The organism is Paenibacillus sp. BSR1-1 (genome assembly GCF_030403775.1).
Lineage (GTDB): Bacteria > Bacillota > Bacilli > Bacillales > Cytobacillaceae > Neobacillus.
This window is the reverse complement of sequence record NZ_JAQMWQ010000012.1, coordinates 14,407-32,143: the sequence shown is the minus strand read 5'-3', so window position 1 is coordinate 32,143 and position 17,737 is coordinate 14,407. Positions and strand designations below refer to the sequence as shown.

At 41.6% G+C, this 17,737-nt stretch carries 21 protein-coding genes; 12 read left to right on the top strand and 9 right to left on the bottom strand.

Annotated features, from left to right (window positions below):
* Positions 1 to 119: 119 nt before the first annotated feature.
* The 3 genes from PH210_RS16955 to PH210_RS16945 all read left to right on the top strand — a co-directional run bounded on the left by PH210_RS16955 (position 120) and on the right by PH210_RS16945 (position 2,703).
* A complete protein-coding gene (locus PH210_RS16955; RefSeq protein WP_289987167.1) occupies positions 120 to 632 on the top strand; it encodes a hypothetical protein in 513 nt (170 codons plus the stop codon).
* A 69-nt stretch (positions 633 to 701) separates the two neighbouring features.
* Entirely contained in the window at positions 702 to 1,379 is a 678-nt protein-coding gene (locus PH210_RS16950; protein ID WP_289987165.1) for a response regulator transcription factor, read from the top strand.
* Positions 1,372 to 2,703, top strand: coding sequence for a sensor histidine kinase (locus PH210_RS16945; RefSeq protein WP_289987163.1), 1,332 nt, complete (start codon positions 1,372 to 1,374; stop codon positions 2,701 to 2,703). Before PH210_RS16950 ends, PH210_RS16945 begins: the two co-directional genes overlap by 8 nt.
* Positions 2,704 to 2,785: 82 nt before the next feature.
* Here PH210_RS16945 and PH210_RS16940 read toward each other — a convergent pair whose 3' ends face one another.
* Together PH210_RS16940 and PH210_RS16935 are read right to left on the bottom strand one after the other, a co-directional pair.
* Entirely contained in the window at positions 2,786 to 3,232 is a 447-nt protein-coding gene (locus tag PH210_RS16940) for a DUF6376 family protein (RefSeq protein WP_289987162.1), read from the bottom strand.
* Positions 3,233 to 3,461: 229 nt separating this feature from the next.
* The gene (locus tag PH210_RS16935) at positions 3,462 to 5,204 is read right to left on the bottom strand and encodes an N-acetylmuramoyl-L-alanine amidase (RefSeq protein WP_289987161.1); all 1,743 of its coding nucleotides are present in this window, start codon (positions 5,202 to 5,204) and stop codon (positions 3,462 to 3,464) included.
* 526 nt (positions 5,205 to 5,730) lie between these two features.
* On the opposite strand from PH210_RS16935, the gene PH210_RS16930 reads away from it, so the two are divergent.
* Positions 5,731 to 6,171, top strand: a complete 441-nt coding sequence (locus PH210_RS16930) for a ferritin-like domain-containing protein (protein ID WP_289987159.1) — start codon at positions 5,731 to 5,733, stop codon at positions 6,169 to 6,171.
* A 41-nt stretch (positions 6,172 to 6,212) separates the two neighbouring features.
* Here PH210_RS16930 and PH210_RS16925 read toward each other — a convergent pair whose 3' ends face one another.
* Positions 6,213 to 6,416, bottom strand: a complete 204-nt coding sequence (locus PH210_RS16925) for a hypothetical protein (RefSeq protein ID WP_289987157.1) — start codon at positions 6,414 to 6,416, stop codon at positions 6,213 to 6,215.
* A gap of 228 nt (positions 6,417 to 6,644) precedes the next feature.
* On the opposite strand from PH210_RS16925, the gene PH210_RS16920 reads away from it, so the two are divergent.
* Both PH210_RS16920 and PH210_RS16915 read left to right on the top strand, forming a co-directional pair.
* Positions 6,645 to 7,238 (top strand): transposase, encoded by a 594-nt coding sequence (locus PH210_RS16920; protein WP_289987156.1) that lies wholly within the window; start codon positions 6,645 to 6,647, stop codon positions 7,236 to 7,238.
* Positions 7,238 to 7,363, top strand: coding sequence for a hypothetical protein (locus PH210_RS16915; RefSeq protein WP_289987154.1), 126 nt, complete (start codon positions 7,238 to 7,240; stop codon positions 7,361 to 7,363). The genes PH210_RS16920 and PH210_RS16915 overlap by 1 nt, the downstream gene beginning before the upstream one ends.
* 39 nt (positions 7,364 to 7,402) lie before the next feature.
* Here PH210_RS16915 and PH210_RS16910 read toward each other — a convergent pair whose 3' ends face one another.
* Positions 7,403 to 7,651 carry a magnesium chelatase domain-containing protein gene (locus PH210_RS16910; RefSeq protein ID WP_289987153.1) on the bottom strand — a complete coding sequence of 83 codons (249 nt, stop codon included), beginning with the start codon at positions 7,649 to 7,651 and terminating at the stop codon, positions 7,403 to 7,405.
* On the opposite strand from PH210_RS16910, the gene PH210_RS16905 reads away from it, so the two are divergent.
* The gene (locus PH210_RS16905) at positions 7,614 to 7,865 is read left to right on the top strand and encodes a magnesium chelatase subunit ChlI family protein (protein ID WP_289987152.1); all 252 of its coding nucleotides are present in this window, start codon (positions 7,614 to 7,616) and stop codon (positions 7,863 to 7,865) included. The two genes, PH210_RS16910 and PH210_RS16905, sit on opposite strands and share 38 nt — an antisense overlap.
* 6 nt (positions 7,866 to 7,871) lie before the next feature.
* Here PH210_RS16905 and PH210_RS16900 read toward each other — a convergent pair whose 3' ends face one another.
* On the bottom strand, positions 7,872 to 8,432 hold the full coding sequence (locus PH210_RS16900) for a glycerol-3-phosphate acyltransferase (RefSeq protein WP_289987151.1): 561 nt from the start codon (positions 8,430 to 8,432) through the stop codon (positions 7,872 to 7,874).
* 185 nt (positions 8,433 to 8,617) lie between these two features.
* Here PH210_RS16900 and rbsK point away from each other — a divergent pair, with 185 nt between their 5' ends.
* Positions 8,618 to 9,550, top strand: coding sequence for a ribokinase (rbsK, locus tag PH210_RS16895; protein WP_289987150.1), 933 nt, complete (start codon positions 8,618 to 8,620; stop codon positions 9,548 to 9,550).
* Between the two features lie 84 nt (positions 9,551 to 9,634).
* On the opposite strand, the gene tagU is transcribed toward rbsK, so the two are convergent.
* Together tagU and PH210_RS16885 are read right to left on the bottom strand one after the other, a co-directional pair.
* Positions 9,635 to 10,567: a polyisoprenyl-teichoic acid--peptidoglycan teichoic acid transferase TagU gene (tagU, locus tag PH210_RS16890; protein ID WP_289987149.1), complete on the bottom strand. Its 933-nt coding sequence runs from the start codon at positions 10,565 to 10,567 to the stop codon at positions 9,635 to 9,637.
* A gap of 502 nt (positions 10,568 to 11,069) precedes the next feature.
* Positions 11,070 to 12,233 carry an N-acetylmuramoyl-L-alanine amidase gene (locus PH210_RS16885; RefSeq protein ID WP_289987147.1) on the bottom strand — a complete coding sequence of 388 codons (1,164 nt, stop codon included), beginning with the start codon at positions 12,231 to 12,233 and terminating at the stop codon, positions 11,070 to 11,072.
* Between the two features lie 233 nt (positions 12,234 to 12,466).
* On the opposite strand from PH210_RS16885, the gene wecB reads away from it, so the two are divergent.
* Positions 12,467 to 13,609 carry a non-hydrolyzing UDP-N-acetylglucosamine 2-epimerase gene (gene wecB, locus PH210_RS16880; protein ID WP_289987146.1) on the top strand — a complete coding sequence of 381 codons (1,143 nt, stop codon included), beginning with the start codon at positions 12,467 to 12,469 and terminating at the stop codon, positions 13,607 to 13,609.
* A gap of 112 nt (positions 13,610 to 13,721) precedes the next feature.
* Positions 13,722 to 14,108 (top strand): SMU1112c/YaeR family gloxylase I-like metalloprotein, encoded by a 387-nt coding sequence (gene gloA2, locus PH210_RS16875; RefSeq protein ID WP_289987143.1) that lies wholly within the window; start codon positions 13,722 to 13,724, stop codon positions 14,106 to 14,108.
* A gap of 180 nt (positions 14,109 to 14,288) precedes the next feature.
* Here gloA2 and PH210_RS16870 read toward each other — a convergent pair whose 3' ends face one another.
* Complete coding sequence (locus PH210_RS16870; protein ID WP_289987142.1) at positions 14,289 to 14,708, bottom strand: hypothetical protein; 420 nt, start codon at positions 14,706 to 14,708, stop codon at positions 14,289 to 14,291.
* A 299-nt stretch (positions 14,709 to 15,007) separates the two neighbouring features.
* Between PH210_RS16870 and PH210_RS16865 the strand changes: the two genes are divergently transcribed.
* Positions 15,008 to 15,664, top strand: a complete 657-nt coding sequence (locus tag PH210_RS16865) for a 5-bromo-4-chloroindolyl phosphate hydrolysis family protein (RefSeq protein ID WP_289987139.1) — start codon at positions 15,008 to 15,010, stop codon at positions 15,662 to 15,664.
* Positions 15,661 to 16,839 carry a toxic anion resistance protein gene (locus PH210_RS16860; RefSeq protein ID WP_289987137.1) on the top strand — a complete coding sequence of 393 codons (1,179 nt, stop codon included), beginning with the start codon at positions 15,661 to 15,663 and terminating at the stop codon, positions 16,837 to 16,839. Before PH210_RS16865 ends, PH210_RS16860 begins: the two co-directional genes overlap by 4 nt.
* 31 nt (positions 16,840 to 16,870) lie before the next feature.
* Here PH210_RS16860 and PH210_RS16855 read toward each other — a convergent pair whose 3' ends face one another.
* Positions 16,871 to 17,626 (bottom strand): M15 family metallopeptidase, encoded by a 756-nt coding sequence (locus PH210_RS16855; protein WP_289987136.1) that lies wholly within the window; start codon positions 17,624 to 17,626, stop codon positions 16,871 to 16,873.
* Between the last annotated feature and the right edge of the window lie 111 nt (positions 17,627 to 17,737).

The following is a 17,737-nucleotide window of genomic DNA, read 5'->3' as shown; positions in this document are numbered from 1 at the left end:
GGCAGGGCTTTTATTTTTACAGCTTCAACTCTCAGCCCATTTTCACACACTTTTCACACATTTATCCCGAAGTTCTGCCACACTCTTTGTCTATACTGAAGAGGAAAGGAGTGATGGAAATGGATCTAAAAAAAGGACTGATTGTAGGGGTAGGCGCCTTGATGCTGTTAGGGGGCGTTTATAAAATCCAAAGTGTTTCCGCTGCGGAAAATCCGCCGGCAAAAGTAGAAGCAAAAGCAGGACAAACCGGCAAACGGCTTGAGGTGCTTAGCCAATTTAAAGATCAAATTCATCAAGTAAATCTGCTTCGTGAAGACCGCCTTGACCTGAAGAAACAAATGATTGAAAAAAGGGACCAGCTCCTCGATTTAGTAGTGGCTGCCAAACAAAGCGGCAACAAAGAGGACATAAAGCAGGCAAAAGAAGTAAAGCAGCAATTGAAGACGTTAAACAGCGATATGAAGACGCTTATCCAAGAGGGACGCGATAAGCGGAAGACACTGAAAGAAGACCTGAAAAAAGGCGAAGGCAGTGAACAGTTCTCCAAGCTGATTGCGACACAGCAAAAGATTAATGAAAAAATGAAAGAAAAGCTGGCAGAACTGGATAAGATGATTGAGATTTTAAAATAGAGTCGGGGAAGAGATAGTGTTCAGTGCTATCTCTTCTTTATTATATAATGGAACCGAGGTGAACCGTTGATGAAGCATATTTTTGTTGTGGATGATGAGAAGAATATTAGGGATATTTTGCAAAAATATATCGAAAATGAAGGCTACAAAGTGACACTTTTTTCTGACGGAAGACACGTTTTTCAGGAAATGCTGCGGCTTAGACCGGATTTATTGATCATCGACATCATGATGCCTCATCTCGATGGACTTGAGCTTTGCAAAGAGATTCGCCGGGTGAGCGATATTCCGATTATTTTTGTCTCCGCACGAGACGGTGAATTTGATCGGATTTTGGGCTTGGAGCTTGGCGGGGACGATTATTTGACGAAGCCATTCAGCCCTCGTGAACTGATGGTTCGAATTAAAAATATATTTAAGCGGCTTGGGAAAACGAACGCTAGTGGGACGCAAATCCTGAATATAAGGGATGTAAATATTGATTCGGAGCGGCGGTACATAGAAAAAGACGGCCAGGAAATCAAAATGACGACCAAGGAGTACGATTTGTTTAGCTTTTTAGCGCAAAACAAAGGGAAGCCTTTTACAAGAGATGAACTGCTTGAGTTTATTTGGGGGTATGAGTTCGCTGGCGATGGGCGGCTGATTGATGATTTGGTGAAGCGGGTCCGGAAAAAATTGGAGCAGCACCAGTCAACGGTGGCGGTGTCGACGATTTGGGGATATGGGTACAGATTGGATGAGTAGGTTGAAATTAGGAACGAAGCTCTTATTCACTTATTTTTTATTGATTATCATTATATTCATCATTACAAGCGTATCCTTTCGCTTTATTTCGCAGCGATATTTGATTCACGAAACGGAACAGCAATTACATAAGGAAGCCACGGTGATGAGTCAATTACTTGGCAAGTCGTCTCTCTCCAGACCGGTAATTGAGGAAAAGCTCATGAATCGAAAGGCGCTGGCTGTTACAGAGCGGTTATTGTCTTCCAAAATGATTATCTGGACGGCGCGGCAGGAGATCGTTTATACGGATTTAAAAGAAGCTGTCTTAGAAGAATTTAGGCAGAGGCCAAGAAGAAATTTTGTATCGGAAACGGTGCCGATCCATGCAAAAAATGGGAAGACGCGAGGATATGTAACCTTAGTAGCCAGACTGGATGAGGTTCAGGAACTGAATCGATTGATGCGGAGGTCGCAGCTGATTAGTTTGGTGCTGTCGGCAATGATTGCTGTGGTTTTAGGGTTATTTTTCAAAAAAGGGATAACGCGACCCATTCGCAACCTTAGTGAACATATGAAAAATTATTCGTTGAAAGGGGCGAACAGGGAAATCCGTCTAACGACGAAGGACGAAATTGGCGAACTTGCTGAAAGCTTCAATGCTTTATCTCGGAGGCTGAAGCAGTATGATGAGGACCAAAAGGTATTTTTTCAAAATGCTTCGCATGAATTGAAAACGCCGTTGATGGCAATTCAAGGTAACGCTGAAGGAATATTAGATGGTATCGTAACCGGAGCAGATGTGAATAAAAGCTTAAACGTCATTATTGCCGAAAGTCAGCGGCTGAAGCGGATTGTCGAAGGTATCACCTATTTAGCAAAGCTTGAAAGTGTCGAGGAAAGCTTTGTGTTTAAGCGGGAGTCATTAGAAACTATCCTTCAAGAGGCGGTGGAAAGTGTGGCGGCGTTAGCCGATCAGCGTGAAATTGAAATTGTTGTCGAACGGGCTATCTCCGAGCCGCTTATGGTTGACCGTGAAAAAATGAAGCGGGCCTTTATCAATTTGCTTGGGAATGCTATTCGCTATGCAAAATCAGCGGTCATCGTGAAAAGCAGCATATGGGATGGGAAGACGTTTTTAATAGAAGTAATGGACAATGGAATAGGATTCGCGCCGGGAGAAGTGGACAAGGTGTTCCAGCGATTCTATAGCGGTGAAGAGGGTGGTTCGGGAATCGGACTTGCCATCACCAAAGCCATCATTGAAGCACATGGCGGAACAATTAAAGCGCTGAACGGTGTGCAGGGAGGTGCGGTATTTCAAATTTGGTTAAGGAAGTTATGATTAGTGTCAGGCACCACACGTGGACAATTTTTAGTTTTGTCCGCGTGTGGTGGACACTTCCGTATGTGATTTTGAAGGGTCATTATCGCCCAAGCTGTTTGATCTGATTAATTATGCTGGTAATGTCCTGAACGGTTTGAAAGAGTTCGGTGTTTTGTAAAACGGTTGGGTCTAGTAAGTCGTTATTAAAATTATTTAAATAGAGGTTAATTCCATCCAATAGTTTGTTGTTTTGGTCTATTATTTGCTGGTGCAAATCAACAGCTATATCCGGTGCTTGGAGTTGATTAAAGGATTGTATTTCTTGTTTCATCTGCTGTAGAATTGTTTCAAGCTCTTTAGCCGCCTGCTGATTTCCTACAGCTTGTTGGGCAAGAGAAGGGGCGTCATTAGCAAAAGCAGTTGCCTTGTCTAAATAACTAGTTGCCTCGTTTATATACGTGACTGTATTCTTTGCATCATTCAGCAGAGAGCAGCCGCTAAGCATCAGCAAAAAGCCGGTAAATAAAATCATTAACGATTTTTTCATTATGAAACCCTCCTTTTTATATTACAGTGGATGGTGCATGCAATAGAAAACTACAATAGATCAGCTGAAAACTCCGATGGTCCACCCCTGGGCGTACAAATGTGCGCAGAGGGTGCCTGACACCCAATTGTACTATTATACGTTTGTTAATCATGTTAGTTTCTTTTTCACCAAAAAAAGCATTGACTATACGGATTTTGCATCCCTATTGTCAATGCTTTTTTTCTCTTTATTGATTGAAAAATTTCAGTAATCCGTTTATTAATCCATTACATAGTTTGTTTTGGTAGCTGTCGCTGATAAGATTGGCCCGTTCCCCGTTATTGGTGATGAAGCCGATTTCCATTAAGACTGCAGGTGCGTTATTTCCTCTTATTACACGGAAGCTCTCATCCTTTACGCCCCTTGTGACGGCGCCGGTTGCTTTAATGACTTCATTCTGAAGGTAAGCAGCAAGCTGCTTGCTTTCCTCAGGCATCACCCCGTCGACAGAATTAAAATAGGTTTCAATTCCCTGGGCGGAGCTAGAACTGCTTCCTGCCGAGTTAACGTGAATACTGATAAACGCATCTGGATTAATGGAATTTGAAAATTCGACCCTTCCATCTAATGAAATAAATTCATCCGTGCTCCTGGTCAAATAAACCGTAGCCCCGTGCCGTTTTAACATGTCGGCGAATTTCAAGCTGACCTGCAGGTTAATGGTTTTTTCAAGAACACCTGCTGCACTCGCCCCTCCGTCATAACCTCCATGACCGGGATCGAGAACAATTACTTTCCCTTCTAAATCCCGGGAAACAGGGACCCAAACACCACTGGACTCTAAAAAGAAATCCGTGCCATTAACCGTAATCCAGCCAGTCTGCATGATGCCATTATTGTCGGCGTAATACCAGTTTCCTTTATCCTGGAACCACCCTGTTTTCAGCAGCCCGGACTGATTAAAGTAAAACCATTTGCCGCTTAGATTTATCCAGCCAGTTTGCATGGCCCCGCCTGAATTTAAGTAATATCGCCCGCCGTTATTATCCAGCCACCCTGATTGCATTTCGCCTTGGCCATTTAAAAAGTACCATTTTCCACCGTCAAGTATCCAGCCTGATTTCATAGCAAAATCGTCACCAAGGTAATACCAAATGTTACTCAAAAGCAGCCATCCCTTTTGAAGCTGACCTGCTTTATTTGCGTAATATTTTTTCGCTTCGGCAGTAAACCAGCAGCCGCTATATAGGGAACCATCGTTACCGAAATAATATCCCTTCCCATCCAAGATGGTTAAGCCTGTTTTGAAAGCCCCGCTATTATCGAAAAAGTAGGTTTTCCCTTGCTCTTGATACCATCCCGTCTGCATGATGCCGCTTTGGTCTAACAAATATTTTTTATCCTTGTAGGTAATCCATCCGGTTTGAATTACACCTTCATTATTGGAAAAATACCATTTCCCATCCAATTTGCCCCAACCATAGACAAGTGTACCATCTGTGTTAAAAAGATATTTTATTCCCAGAATACCAGTGATGCCTTTGGCTGCGGCACCATCGGTAGTAAAATAATATTTTTTGCCTTCTATTTCCTTCCATAGATTCGACTCCATGACACCTGAACTATTAAAATAGTACAATTTTGAATTGATGGTTAGTAGTCCGGTGCTTCTTTCGCCGCTAGACTTAAGATAATACCAGCTGGAACCAAGCAGCAGCCATCCCGTTTTCATCTCGCCGCTTGATTGAAGGTAATACCATTTGTTATCCACGTTAATCCAACCGGTCTGCATTGTGCCGGTTTTATCCATGTAATACCACTTATTCCCTATGTATAACCAGCCTTTTACCGCCATATCATTATTGTAGTAATACCATTTGCCACTTTCCTGCTTCCAGCCCGAACTGGCGGCATACGTATGGCTAGTTCCGATCCCCAATCCCGCGAATAACAGGACGAAAATTGAGAAGATTAATAGTTTTTGTTTCAAAGCATAGTACCCCTTTAATCTTTTATTTAGGCTATTTTCGCAAAGGTTGTTGTTTTTCGTATAAGTTCATCAACACGTATATCCCAGATTCTTCGTGGCATCTTTTCGTAAGAACATTTGCGAAAATTGCCTAGAAACTTTGTAAATGCCCCTTAATAAGTTCCAACAGCAACAAAGTTTACGAAAAGAGCCTTTATTTAACTCTAAAGAGTCGGTACAACCCCGAGTTGAAAGGTTGTATGGCTTCTCTACTAGACTCTCACGCTCCCTTATCGAATAATGTTACCAAAAGTTTCCGTTTTTGCTTCCTTTTTATATTAAACTGATTTTTTTATTATGTGAAGGGAAATTCGACATTCTTCTACCATTTTTGGATATAGGGAGGGGAATGACGTCGAATAATGAATGTTTCCCGGGGAATGAGTAATCTCGTGTAAAAGAATTGGTCGACAAAATTTTATAATCTGCACTTTACACTTCTGTGGCCGTAAGATATACAAATAGTAATGAAAACGGAGGTCACGTTATGTATCCTTATACAAATTACTACGATGCGATAAACAGGCAGCCTCATAAAATGATTACTGATCTTGAAAAAGCAATTAATGGGGAATATAGTGCGATAAATTGCTATGACCAATTAGCCCAGCTAGCGGCGAATGAAAAGGAACGGAAGCAAATTCTTGAAATTTGTAAGGATGAAGTTAAGCATTATCAGCAGTTTGTCCAGCTTTATAGCCGTTTAACAGGCAGACAGCCCCAGCCAAAAATCACGGAAGATTGTCCAAATGTTTATAAAAAAGGATTAGAATTTGCCCTGCAGGATGAACAGCATACCGTTGATTTTTATCAAGAAATCGCTGATGAAGCGACAGATCCAGCAATAAGAAGTATTTTTCGAAGAGCGGCAGCTGATGAACAAAATCATGCCGTGTGGTTTTTGTACTTTTTTTCAAAGATACAGTAAAAAATGTCCCCAAAGTCGGGGACATTTTTTAGATAAATTAATTAATCTCCTCCTGAGTCCCCGCTGCCGCCATCACTATCCCCGCCAGCATAAATATGGTCATCTTTAGAAACATCATTATTATCGTAATAATCATTGGATTGTGCTTTTCTTTTTAAAGTCGGAAAAATTAAAAAGGCCCCAATAATTAAGATGGTACCGAAAAATTCCTGAGTTCCGAAAATAAGATAAATGCCGTACACCAATAGGAGAATACCGATCAGCCATTGGAGGAATCTTATTGTTTTCAGAGACTTACCCCCTAGATGTAAAATGTTATAGTAAATAAATATTAGCAGGCAGGACTTTTTATACATTCGACAGCTTGGTCGTTTTCAGCTTTGAACATTTTGTTAAATATTGTGAATATTGCTAATCGAAAAGACTGATTCCAGTATAATAAAAAGTAGATAATGCAAAGGGAGTGATTTACATTGGTACGCAGCGCAAGATTGTGGTTTGCCGGTGCGAAATATCATGTGACCAGTCGGGGAATCAGAAGAAATTCGCTTTTTTATGATGATGAAGATTATGAAAAATACCTCAATTTAGTAGAAGAAACAAGGAAGCAATACCCTTTCATCCTCCATTCGTTTTGTTTGATGACCAATCATACCCATCTCCAGATTGAAACACTTGAATCTCCGCTCAGCATCATAATGAAAAACCTCAATACGAAATACGCGAAATTTTTTAATAAAAAGTACGATTATTCGGGGCATGTATTTGAAAAGCGCTATGGCGCTGAACTGCTCAATTCCCCTGAATATGAAATCGATGTCAGTAAATATATTCACTTAAATCCTGTCAGCGCCGGGATGGTGAACCTGCCTGAGGAGTATCCATGGAGCAGCTATCGAGCTTACATCGACTTGAAGGGTATTCCTTTAATTGAACCCCAGCCGATTCTTTCCTACTTTCCTCACCCACAGACACAGCATTATCAGCAATATATGAAATCCCGCTGGGATGATAAATTTTTCTGGGAAGATGGTAAGCTCTATATGGGCGAAAAGGTGATGCTATAATGTGGGCGCGTGTGTTGAGCATTGGCCTAAAAGGAATGGAAGGGTACCGGGTCAATGTCGAGGTTAGCACCTATATTGGGACACTGATTCGTTTAAAATTTTCGGGCTTCCCGATGCTGCGGTGAAGGAAGCCGAGGAGCGTATTATTGCGGCCCTTCGCTCATTTAGATCCATTTAATACCAAGCCTTTTCGCAGCAAGTGCAGCCGGCAGCATTCCTTCAACCAACTGAATCGAACCATCCAATGACAGGGCTCCCAAAAAACCGGTCCCTTCTGGAATGACCAAATCTAATTCATGCAAACTCAACAATTGACTAATCGCCATCTGCAGATCAAACATCGGGCCAAATTTCTTTTGATCGGCAGGCGACAGATTGATTGTAATTTTTTTACATGGGCAGGAAATTTGCAATGCCCGGGTTCCGTATGAGGTGCTTTTAAGGACAAGCCCATTGCCTGCGGGGCAGCAGGTGGATTTACAAAAGTTATCTTTTAAAAAAGGGCTGAGCAATCGAACGCAAATTAAAATCATCCGCCTCGCCCGGACGATTTCCGATTTGCAAGGGTGCTCCCGCATCACCGACCAAAGTATTTGGGCAGCAGTCAAGTGGAATGGGGGAGCTTGATAGGAATTACTTTTTCAATCGGACTTTAATATTTTCTGAGTGTGCAAGGAGTATTAAAGCTAAGATTATGATTGCCAGTACACCGGTTTCCCAATTATCATGCTGGATAAACAAAAACACTGGAATGACAAGGAATGCTCCTAATCCTGAAAAGGTAAAGCTTTTGGTGAAGGGATATGTGACAAGGAATGCCAGGATAAATACAGGTGCAAGGAAGGGCTCGAAGGCAACCATCCCGCCAATGAACGTTGAAATGCCCTTCCCGCCCTTAAATTTAAGCGTAACGGGCTTTAAATGGCCAATGATGGCAAAAGCGAGGCCAAGTAATTGAATAGATTCAGAAAAACCGAGGTACCGGCCAATTAGAATGATCAGAATGCCCTTTAAAGCGTCCCCAAGAAACGTGATAACAAAGGCTTTTTTGCCATACAGGCGCCCGGCATTCCGCGCCCCGACATTTCCGCTCCCCTGTCTGCGGATATCCTGATGAAAGAGCAATTTTGTAATTAGATATCCAAACATAATGCACCCAATGAAATAAGAACAGGCAAAATAAAGCCAAATCACTCGAATCACACCTTTCTGGTTATGTGCAATTTTGGTAGGCTGTAACAAGATGAATTATATATAATAAAAGTAAGATGGAAAATACATCCACCACTTTTCAATTTGAAGGAGAAGGCTAATATCTTCAAATACTATATGCTGTTTATTGTGTAGAGAGAATTTAGGTCATTATTTGGAGGGCATTTATGTCTAATGTGCTTGTAATTGGTAGTTATGTAGTAGATTTAATGAGCCGGGCACCACATCTTCCAAAGCCGGGGGAGACGGTTCTAGGGGGACCGTTTCAGATGGGGCCGGGAGGAAAAGGTGGAAATCAGGCGACCGCAGCGTCAAGGTGCGGCTCAGAAGTTACGTTTATTACCAAAGTGGGCGACGATCTTTTTGGTCAAGAGGCATTAAAACACTTTGAATCAGAAAATATCAATACTCAATATATTATTGTCGATCCAAGCCAGTCAACTGGGGCTGCATTGATCGCCGTGGATGATAAAAGTGAAAACAGCATTGTTGTCGCCCTGGGTGCCTGCGGAACTATTACAGAAGAGGAAGTAGTCGCAGCGGAGGAAAGGTTCAAAACTGCAGACATCGTCCTGCTTCAGTTGGAAACAAGTATTGAAGCAGTGGTAACTACGATGAAACTAGCAAAAAGATATAATGTTCCGGTCATTTTAAATCCCGCCCCATACCAGGAGTTTCCTAGAGAGATTCTTTCGGCTGTGACCTATATTACTCCAAATGAAACAGAAGCATTTGAGCTAAGCGGGGTGGAAGTAAAAGATGAAGAATCAGCTTTAGTGGCTGCGAGGAAAATTCATGGATTGGGTGTTGAGACGGTGATTATCACCCTTGGATCGAAGGGGGCATTCCTTTATACTGGCGGTGAGAAGGGTGATTTGGTTCCGGGTCTCAAAGTAAAGGCTGTTGATACAACAGGGGCTGGCGATGCATTTAATGGGGGATTTGCTCACGCGCTCTGCACTGGGTACTCTGTCCGTGAAGCGATGACCTTCGCCAATGCAGTTGCCGCCCTCTCCGTGACAAAAATTGGTACAGCACCTGCTATGCCATATAAACACGAAGTTGAGGAAATATTAAAGCAGGAAGATGTTGAAAAATAATAAAACAAAATCTTCCATCCAAAATAAAAAAGGGATGACTTTAAAAGTGTTTTAATACTTTTTTTGTTATCCCTTTCAATTATCTTATTTCGCTTCTAATTCTAATTGCATCTTTAGTTCGGTTTGGATTCTTTGTTTTTCTGCAGCTGTTACTATGCCATAATAGATTTTGTTGATCATTGTGCCTGTTTCCTTTATTTCCATCTGTTGAATGTTCTTTCCGGCTTCTCGATAGTTTTTCTGGATATCAACCATTTGATCAAAGGTCAGATTTGTCTTAATATTTTTTCCAAGGGCTGTAAATATATCAGAAAAATTCGTTAAGCTTGATACGCTTACCCCCTCATTAATGACCGCTTTAATGATTTCCCGCTGCCTTGATTGACGGCCAAAGTCCCCGCGCGGATCCTCATATCGCATTCTAGAAAATATTAAAGCCTGTTCACCGTCTAGGGTAATATCTCCTTTTCCAAAATGAAAACCATACTGATCGAATTCAAAATCATTTTGGACGTTTACCCCGCCAACCGCATCGACAAGGTCCTTAAAACCTTCCATATTAATCTTCATATAATAATCAATTGGGATATCGAGGAAATTTTCAACGGTAGCCATAGACATGGGAACCCCGCCGAAAGCATAAGCATGGTTTATTTTATCCTCTTTCCCCTTTCCGACTATCTCCGTACGAGTATCTCGCGGGATACTTAGCATTTTTACTGAGTTATTATTGGGATTCACGGCGAGCACAATAATTGTATCAGAACGCCCTTTGTCACCCTTTCGTTCATCAACACCCAGCATTAAGACGGAGAAGGGCACCTTTTTTTCCAATGCTACCGGCAATTCCCGCTTTTCCGGCTGGATTCGCTCAATCGGCTGGTGCATCGTTACTACCGCAGTTTTTAAAGATTTATAAACCGTGTAACTATAAACACCCACAGCAACAAAGATTAGTAATAAAATAATCCCCGTCACCTTTAACCACTTTCTACTTCTCTTCTCCTGAGATCTCATATAATTAAACCCCCATAATAATATGATGCCAAATGGTGTCAGGCACCGTTCGTGGACACTTTGGTGAATTTGTCCGCCCTGAGTGGACAATCGTGATAGGTAATATGTACGGATGATCGTAGGTATGGTTCTTGGTGAAATACGCTGTGTCTTAGAGGTATTGTTGTTTAGTCTCGTTAAAAAAAGGAATCTAGTGAATTCGAGTATAGGAGTTATATAAAATATATTCTAATTATACTATGAAGTTTTCATTTATTTTATCATCTATAGTAATTAATTCCCATTGTTCTTTTATTAAAATTCAATGAGTTTAATAAATAAGGCTCTTTTCGTAAACTTTGTTGTTTTTGAAACTAATGTGGTCCATTTACTAAGTTTCTGGGCAATTTTCGCAAATGTTCTAACGAAAAGATGCCCCGAAGCTACTAGTTATACGGGTTGAGAAACTTATACGAAAAACAACAATTTATGCGAAAATAGCCATAATAAAAAAGCCAAACTCCTAAGGAGCAGGCTCTTCATTCGTTGTGTTAGTATTTTGACTGCCGAATGGAATATCTAATTCGCTTGAGGTATCGCCTGTTTGATTTGTTGTAGCAGATGTTTCTGCAACTCCACCGTTTGGAGGAGGCTCCTGGGTTTCTTCCTTTTCAATTAAAGCCCCATCTGTCCCAAAAGTATATTCGACACCACTAATTACATGGGTACCTGTAATCATAACCCCATTAGGATAATCAAGATAATACCACTTATTATCATCCTGAATCCAGCCAATAGCCATTTCACCGTTTGGTTTTAGGAAATACCATTTAGAATCTAATTTAATCCAGCCGGTTTGCATCGATCCATCATTGGCCATGTAATACCACTTATTATCATCCTGAATCCAGCCAATAGCCATTTCACCGTTTGGTTTTAGGAAATACCATTTAGAATCTAATTTAATCCAGCCGGTTTGCATCGATCCATCATTGGCCATGTAATACCATTTATTCTTCACCTTTTTCCAGCCTGTCTGCATGACCCCATTTTCATCTAGAAAATACCACTTACTATCTACGTTCACCCAGCCGATTTGCATAACACTATTGGTATCGAGAAAATACCATTTACTCTTGTCCTTTATCCAGCCAGTTTGTTTTTGGCCATTTTTATAAAAAAACCACTGTGCACCTGGTTTTACCCAGCCATCAGCTATTTGGCATCGTTTAATAAAGTCATCCCATCGAGGCAATAGATTTCTTGGGCAGTTCTTACCCGTCCAATGCTTATGAGGGACAACGTGATCGATTGCTATATTAAATAGGTTCATTAAGTATTTAACAACTTCGACTGTATTCGTAACGGTTTGTTCATAATTTCCGTCCGCATTCACACACATTTCGATATGGATGGATGTTCGATTCCCAGGCCCATCCCGTCCATCTCCGGCAGCCCAGGCCACTTCATCGAAGGGAATGGACTGAATGATTTCATGGTCATCAACCTGCAAATGCCAGGACGCGGTACGGGTATTCCCGCGTTCTTGTAATCTCGCATGTGCCTCCGCATCCGCCCCTATACTCGTATTATCAGTTTCATGAATAGTAATGTATTTTGGATCCATTTTTAACCCAGGACGGGTTTCGGTATTGGAGGCAGGAATGAGTCGTTGAATAATATTCATGGCTTGTCCTCTCCTTTATTATTTATATATGCAAAAGAGGAGTATTTGGACAGGGCTTCGGCTGAGGTGAATTTTTTTATTAAAAATACCCTAGAAACCGCTTTCGATTTGTTATTGCTTTTGCCAGCTAGTGAAATTTGATATCATGATAGTTGGGCTATATTTGACTGTCAATTTTTAAATATTAATAGTGAGTTGTATAATGATAGTACATATATTCTTTGGAGGTTTTTATGACAAATCAATTGAAGGTAATGACCGTATTTGGAACAAGACCGGAGGCAATTAAAATGGCTCCGCTTGTCAAAGAATTAGAAAAACATCCTGATCAAATTCAATCGATTGTAACGGTAACAGCCCAGCACCGCCAAATGCTGGATCAGGTCTTAAATATTTTTGAAATTACACCTGACTATGATTTAAATGTAATGAAGGAACGCCAATCCTTGATTGATGTGACCACTCGAAGCTTAGAGGGGCTTAATGATGTAATGGCGAAGGTAAAACCCGATATCGTTCTCGTTCATGGTGACACAACGACAACATTTGTGGCGAGTTTAGCGGCTTTTTATAATCAAATTCCGATAGGTCATGTGGAAGCAGGACTACGCACACATAACAAATATTCACCATACCCAGAGGAAATGAACCGCCAGCTGACAGGTGTATTAGCTGATCTTCATTTTTCGCCAACAGTACAATCAAAGCAAAATCTTTTAGTAGAAAATAAAAAAGAAGAAGCTATTTTTATAACAGGAAATACCGCGATCGATGCCTTAAAAACAACGGTTAAAACGAATTACTCCCATCCTGTTTTGGATAAGCTTGGGGATGATCGATTAATTTTAATGACGGCCCACCGAAGAGAAAACACCGGTGAACCGATGGAAAACATGTTCCGTGCGATTCGCAGAGTAGTGGATAAACATGCTGATGTACAAGTCGTTTATCCAGTGCACATGAACCCGGTGGTTCGTGAAATTGCTAATCGGGTATTGGGAGAAAACGATCGAATTCAGCTGATTGAGCCGTTGGATGTAATTGATTTCCATAACTTTGCTTCACGGGCCTATTTAATTTTGACTGATTCCGGCGGGGTTCAGGAAGAGGCGCCATCTTTGGGGGTTCCTGTTCTTGTTTTACGCGATACAACCGAGCGGCCTGAAGGAATTGCAGCGGGGACATTGAAGCTGGCAGGTACAGATGAAGAAACCATCTTTGGGCTGGCAGATGAATTATTGTCTAATAAGTCTGCCCATGACCAAATGGCGAAAGCCTCCAATCCATACGGAGACGGATTCGCCTCCAAACGAATTGTCGAAGCGATTCTTTATCACTTCGGAAGAAGCGAACAACGACCTGCCGACATGGCGTAAGCTGGGAAAGTACTAGTATTATGTAAGGTTTATCAGCCCACCTGTCTTGTTTAGAAGACAAGACAGGTGGGCTGTTTATTTATCGAATTCTGAAGAAAAGAGGTGGCCATTCATGAAGTTTAATAAAATTCATCACATTGCAATCATTTGTACTAATTATGAAAAGTCGAAGGATTTTTATGTACGGATTTTAGGGATGAACCCAATAAACGAGGTTTATCGAGGGGACAGAGATTCCTATAAGCTGGATTTAGAAATAAATGGACAGTATCAGATTGAACTGTTTTCATTTCCAAACCCGCCAGCACGGCCAGGCTACCCCGAAGCCGCCGGTTTAAGACATATTGCCTTTGAAGTGGACGATATAGAAGAGGCAGCAGCCTACTTTAAAAAACACCAAATAAATGTTGAGGCGATCCGAATCGACCCTGTGACCAACAAGAAATTCACCTTCTTCCCCGACCCAGACGGACTGCCAATCGAACTCTATGAGAAATAAACAAAAAGAAGAGCAGCAGACCGGCACCATATCCAATCGGTCAACATGCCCTTCTTTTTTTATTTGTCCGCGTGGGATGGATAATTTAGCCTAACTGTCCACGAGCGGTGCCTGACACCATTGATGACACCATTGAAAGACATTAAATGACACCATTAAAAGAACGTCACTATTAAAAACCTAGTATCTCGGCAGGCCGTATTCTTGTGGGGACCAGGTGCCGTAGCTGCTTAATGTGTAGGGGTTAATATTCGGTGCATATCCTGGGTAACCGATATTTCCTAGACCGGGAAAACCTCCGCCAGCACCTGGGGCATAGCCATAAATTCCACCACCCGGCCCAGGGGCGTAACCTGGGAAGCCGCCATAACCGCCAAATCCACCAGTCCCAATTCCTCCTAGCAGTCCGGAGCCTAAATATCCTAAACCAAGACCCAGGAGCCCTTTACCAACTTGACCAAGACCGAAATGGGAATTGGTTTGGGGTCCATATTGATGGCCCCCATGATGGTGTCCATATTGATGGTCTCCATGATGATGTTGTGCATAGTGATGATTTCCATGATAACTCTCTACGGGCATTCTATAAGGATAATTCATACGATCTCCTTTCTCCTCATAATCGTAATTAGCCTATGTACCTTTTTAGATAATTCTTGGATTGGAGCCCATATTATTAGAAAATGGTGAATTCTTCTCCCTTTGAAAGAATGTCCAAAATACGTCTCAAGTCCTAGTTTTCTTTCCGTTTGAGGTCTATGGCGGGCAGGAGTTTTTTCATGTATTGTGGAAGTAGTAGATGGAAATCATTTCTTTTGGTACAAATTACAAGAATGTGAAACATTCTATTGATTTTATTCGTATTAATATAAAGGAAACCTAGTCAGGAGTCGATTTTTATGAACCCTATCCTTTCATTAATCATTCGTTCATTTGTGGCTGTCCCTGTTACCGTTTTAACCGGGTTAATTAGCTATTTAGCGCTTGATCAGCACTTCCTGCCATCCCTGGGCTATGCGATTGCTGGCGGTGTTTTAAGCCACCTAATACTTGGGCTGTTCATGAACAAGAACTTTTTAAAAAAGCATCAGCTTTCAAGCAAGGAATATCGCTACATTAAGAAAAATCTAAAGGAAGCCAAGCAAAAAATCCATCGCTTGAATAAAAACCTTTTCACGATCCGCGATATTTCATCTGTAAAGCAGAGAATCGATATCCTAAGAATCACCAAAAAAATACACAAGATGACCCTAAAAGAGCCGAAGCGTTTTTACCAGGCGGAGCCTTTTTATTTTTCTCATTTGGATTCCGTGGTGGAACTGACTGAAAAATATAATTTCCTTTCCACTCAGCCGAAAAAAAGCATGGAGCTGGACCAGTCCTTACTTGAAACACGCCGAACCTTAAATGAAATGACAAGGGTCTTGGAAGAGGATTTATACCACGTCATATCGGATGATATCGATACTTTAAATTTCGAAATAGATGTCGCAAAGCATACAATCAAAAAACAAAAGGACTCTAAATTTCCTGAAGAGAATAGGTGGCTAAAATGAGCGAAAACAACTCAATTCAACCCAATACATCGGGCAGCTTATTAGATGATATCCTTGCTGATCCCTTTGGCGACGGACTCACGCCGTCAAAAAGTCCGGTTCCGCAGACAGGGGAACCAAAGCCGGTCAAGTTAATTGACGTCATTCCAGAGGAGCACCGGGCAAAAGCCTATCAGATTGCCGAGCAAATTGATCCCGCCAACCATCAGGCGATGATTCAATACGGCACACAGGCCCAGGGCAAGCTCCTCAGTTTTTCGCACACGATGCTCGAGCACGTTCAGAAAAAGGATGTCGGCGAAATCGGAGACATTATCAGCGACTTAATGAAGCGCCTGAATGAAGTGAATCCGGATGATCTAAAGGATGGGAAGCCATCCTTGTTTGCACGTATGTTTGGAAAAATTTCCGGTTCCATACAGGAGGTTCTCTCCAAATATCAAAAAACTGGGGCGCAAATTGATCGAATCAGTGTGAAGCTTGACCGCAGCAAAAATGTCCTATTGTCTGATATCAAGCTGCTTGAGCAGTTATATGAAACGAATAAAGAATATTTTCATGCCTTGAATGTCTATATTGCGGCTGGGGAAATCAAGCTTGAGGAAATGAATGAAAAAATTATCCCGCAGTTAAGGCAGGCTGCACAGGCATCCAATGATCAGATGAAGTTTCAAGAGGTCAACGATATGATTCAATTTGCCGACCGCTTGGATAAACGGCTTCATGATTTGAAGCTGAGCCGGGAAATTACAATTCAAAGTGCACCGCAAATCCGCCTGATTCAAAACACGAACCAGGCATTAGTGGAAAAAATTCAATCGTCGATCATGACCGCGATTCCTCTTTGGAAAAACCAAGTGGCCATTGCCTTAACATTAATCCGCCAGCGTCATGCGGTAGAGGCACAAAAGCAGGTCTCCAAAACAACGAATGAACTGCTGTTAAAAAATGCTGAAATGTTAAAAACAAATACGATTGAAACAGCGAAAGAAAACGAGCGCGGCCTTGTTGACATTGAAACACTTAAGAAGACCCAGGAAAACCTCATCTCCACACTCGAAGAAACTTTGCGAATTCAAGAGGAAGGCCGCCACAAACGCCGAGCTGCTGAACAAGAACTTGCCACAATGGAAAACGACCTAAAAATAAAATTATTAGAGATAAAAGGAAAATAACACAAAAGAGGTCTCCAGATGGAGACCTCTTTTAATTATTAACCGGCACAGTGTGATAGTACTCCTCCAGGGTAATGTCACGCGACATGATTTTTTTAGCCATCGTTTTTCCGACATAGCGAAGATGCCAAGGCTCGTAGGTATAGCCGGTGATTGCACTCTTTCCTTTCGGATAGCGGATAATAAAGCCGTAATCAGCAGCATGCTTCTGAAGCCATATTGCCTCTTTTGTTCCTCCAAAGCATTCCTCCGCCGCACACTTGCCATCCCCGCCGGTCACATCAATGGCAAGCCCAGTTTCATGTTCGCTTGTACCGGGAACCGCACTATAGGTTGATGCTTTTTCAAAGCCATCTTGCTTTACATAGCTATTGAACAAAGCCGTTTGAGCATGGTGTGAACGATAAGCCGAAACTCCTAAAAGATTTACCCCTTGTTTTTTAGCACCAATGAAAAGTTTTTCAATCGAGGACGCTGCTGCCTCACGCATTTTTCGCTTCTCGGATTTTTCTTTAAAAATAAACGGGATATTCGCATCCACTAAATCCTCCGGCAAATAATTTTCCGGCAATTTATTCTGTTTATTGACAAGAACGGGGATACTTTCTGGATTGGCGACAACAGAGATGCTATCCAAGGATTGTGAGCGGGTCTTGTTCGTAGATGATGATGGTTTGTTCAAAGCGATTTTTTCCTCTTCCTGCGCAAAATGCAATTTTTCCATGCAGCCTGCTAACAGGAGAGCCGTCAGTACAAGACAAAAAGTAAGGGACCATAATTTTAACATGAATAACTTCCTTTTTTTAAAAATTAAATCCTGTTATCATCATGGACACTATTAATAGACTTAAAACCTCACAAGTCTTATTTAGAAACAATCATCCTGGCGGAAAATAGA

What these genes read in the sequence shown, in the direction of transcription:
- PH210_RS16870 (WP_289987142.1), bottom strand. Translation starts at nt 14,708, where the DNA reads ATGAATTATCCTTATAGAATGCCCGTAGAGAGTTATCATGGAAATCAT.
- PH210_RS16955 (WP_289987167.1), top strand. Translation starts at nt 120, where the DNA reads ATGGATCTAAAAAAAGGACTGATTGTAGGGGTAGGCGCCTTGATGCTG.
- gloA2 (WP_289987143.1), top strand. Translation starts at nt 13,722, where the DNA reads ATGAAGTTTAATAAAATTCATCACATTGCAATCATTTGTACTAATTAT.
- rbsK (WP_289987150.1), top strand. Translation starts at nt 8,618, where the DNA reads ATGTCTAATGTGCTTGTAATTGGTAGTTATGTAGTAGATTTAATGAGC.
- wecB (WP_289987146.1), top strand. Translation starts at nt 12,467, where the DNA reads ATGACAAATCAATTGAAGGTAATGACCGTATTTGGAACAAGACCGGAG.
- PH210_RS16950 (WP_289987165.1), top strand. Translation starts at nt 702, where the DNA reads ATGAAGCATATTTTTGTTGTGGATGATGAGAAGAATATTAGGGATATT.
- tagU (WP_289987149.1), bottom strand. Translation starts at nt 10,567, where the DNA reads ATGAGATCTCAGGAGAAGAGAAGTAGAAAGTGGTTAAAGGTGACGGGG.
- PH210_RS16865 (WP_289987139.1), top strand. Translation starts at nt 15,008, where the DNA reads ATGAACCCTATCCTTTCATTAATCATTCGTTCATTTGTGGCTGTCCCT.
- PH210_RS16860 (WP_289987137.1), top strand. Translation starts at nt 15,661, where the DNA reads ATGAGCGAAAACAACTCAATTCAACCCAATACATCGGGCAGCTTATTA.
- PH210_RS16885 (WP_289987147.1), bottom strand. Translation starts at nt 12,233, where the DNA reads ATGAATATTATTCAACGACTCATTCCTGCCTCCAATACCGAAACCCGT.
- PH210_RS16945 (WP_289987163.1), top strand. Translation starts at nt 1,372, where the DNA reads ATGAGTAGGTTGAAATTAGGAACGAAGCTCTTATTCACTTATTTTTTA.
- PH210_RS16930 (WP_289987159.1), top strand. Translation starts at nt 5,731, where the DNA reads ATGTATCCTTATACAAATTACTACGATGCGATAAACAGGCAGCCTCAT.
- PH210_RS16940 (WP_289987162.1), bottom strand. Translation starts at nt 3,232, where the DNA reads ATGAAAAAATCGTTAATGATTTTATTTACCGGCTTTTTGCTGATGCTT.
- PH210_RS16855 (WP_289987136.1), bottom strand. Translation starts at nt 17,626, where the DNA reads ATGTTAAAATTATGGTCCCTTACTTTTTGTCTTGTACTGACGGCTCTC.
- PH210_RS16915 (WP_289987154.1), top strand. Translation starts at nt 7,238, where the DNA reads ATGTGGGCGCGTGTGTTGAGCATTGGCCTAAAAGGAATGGAAGGGTAC.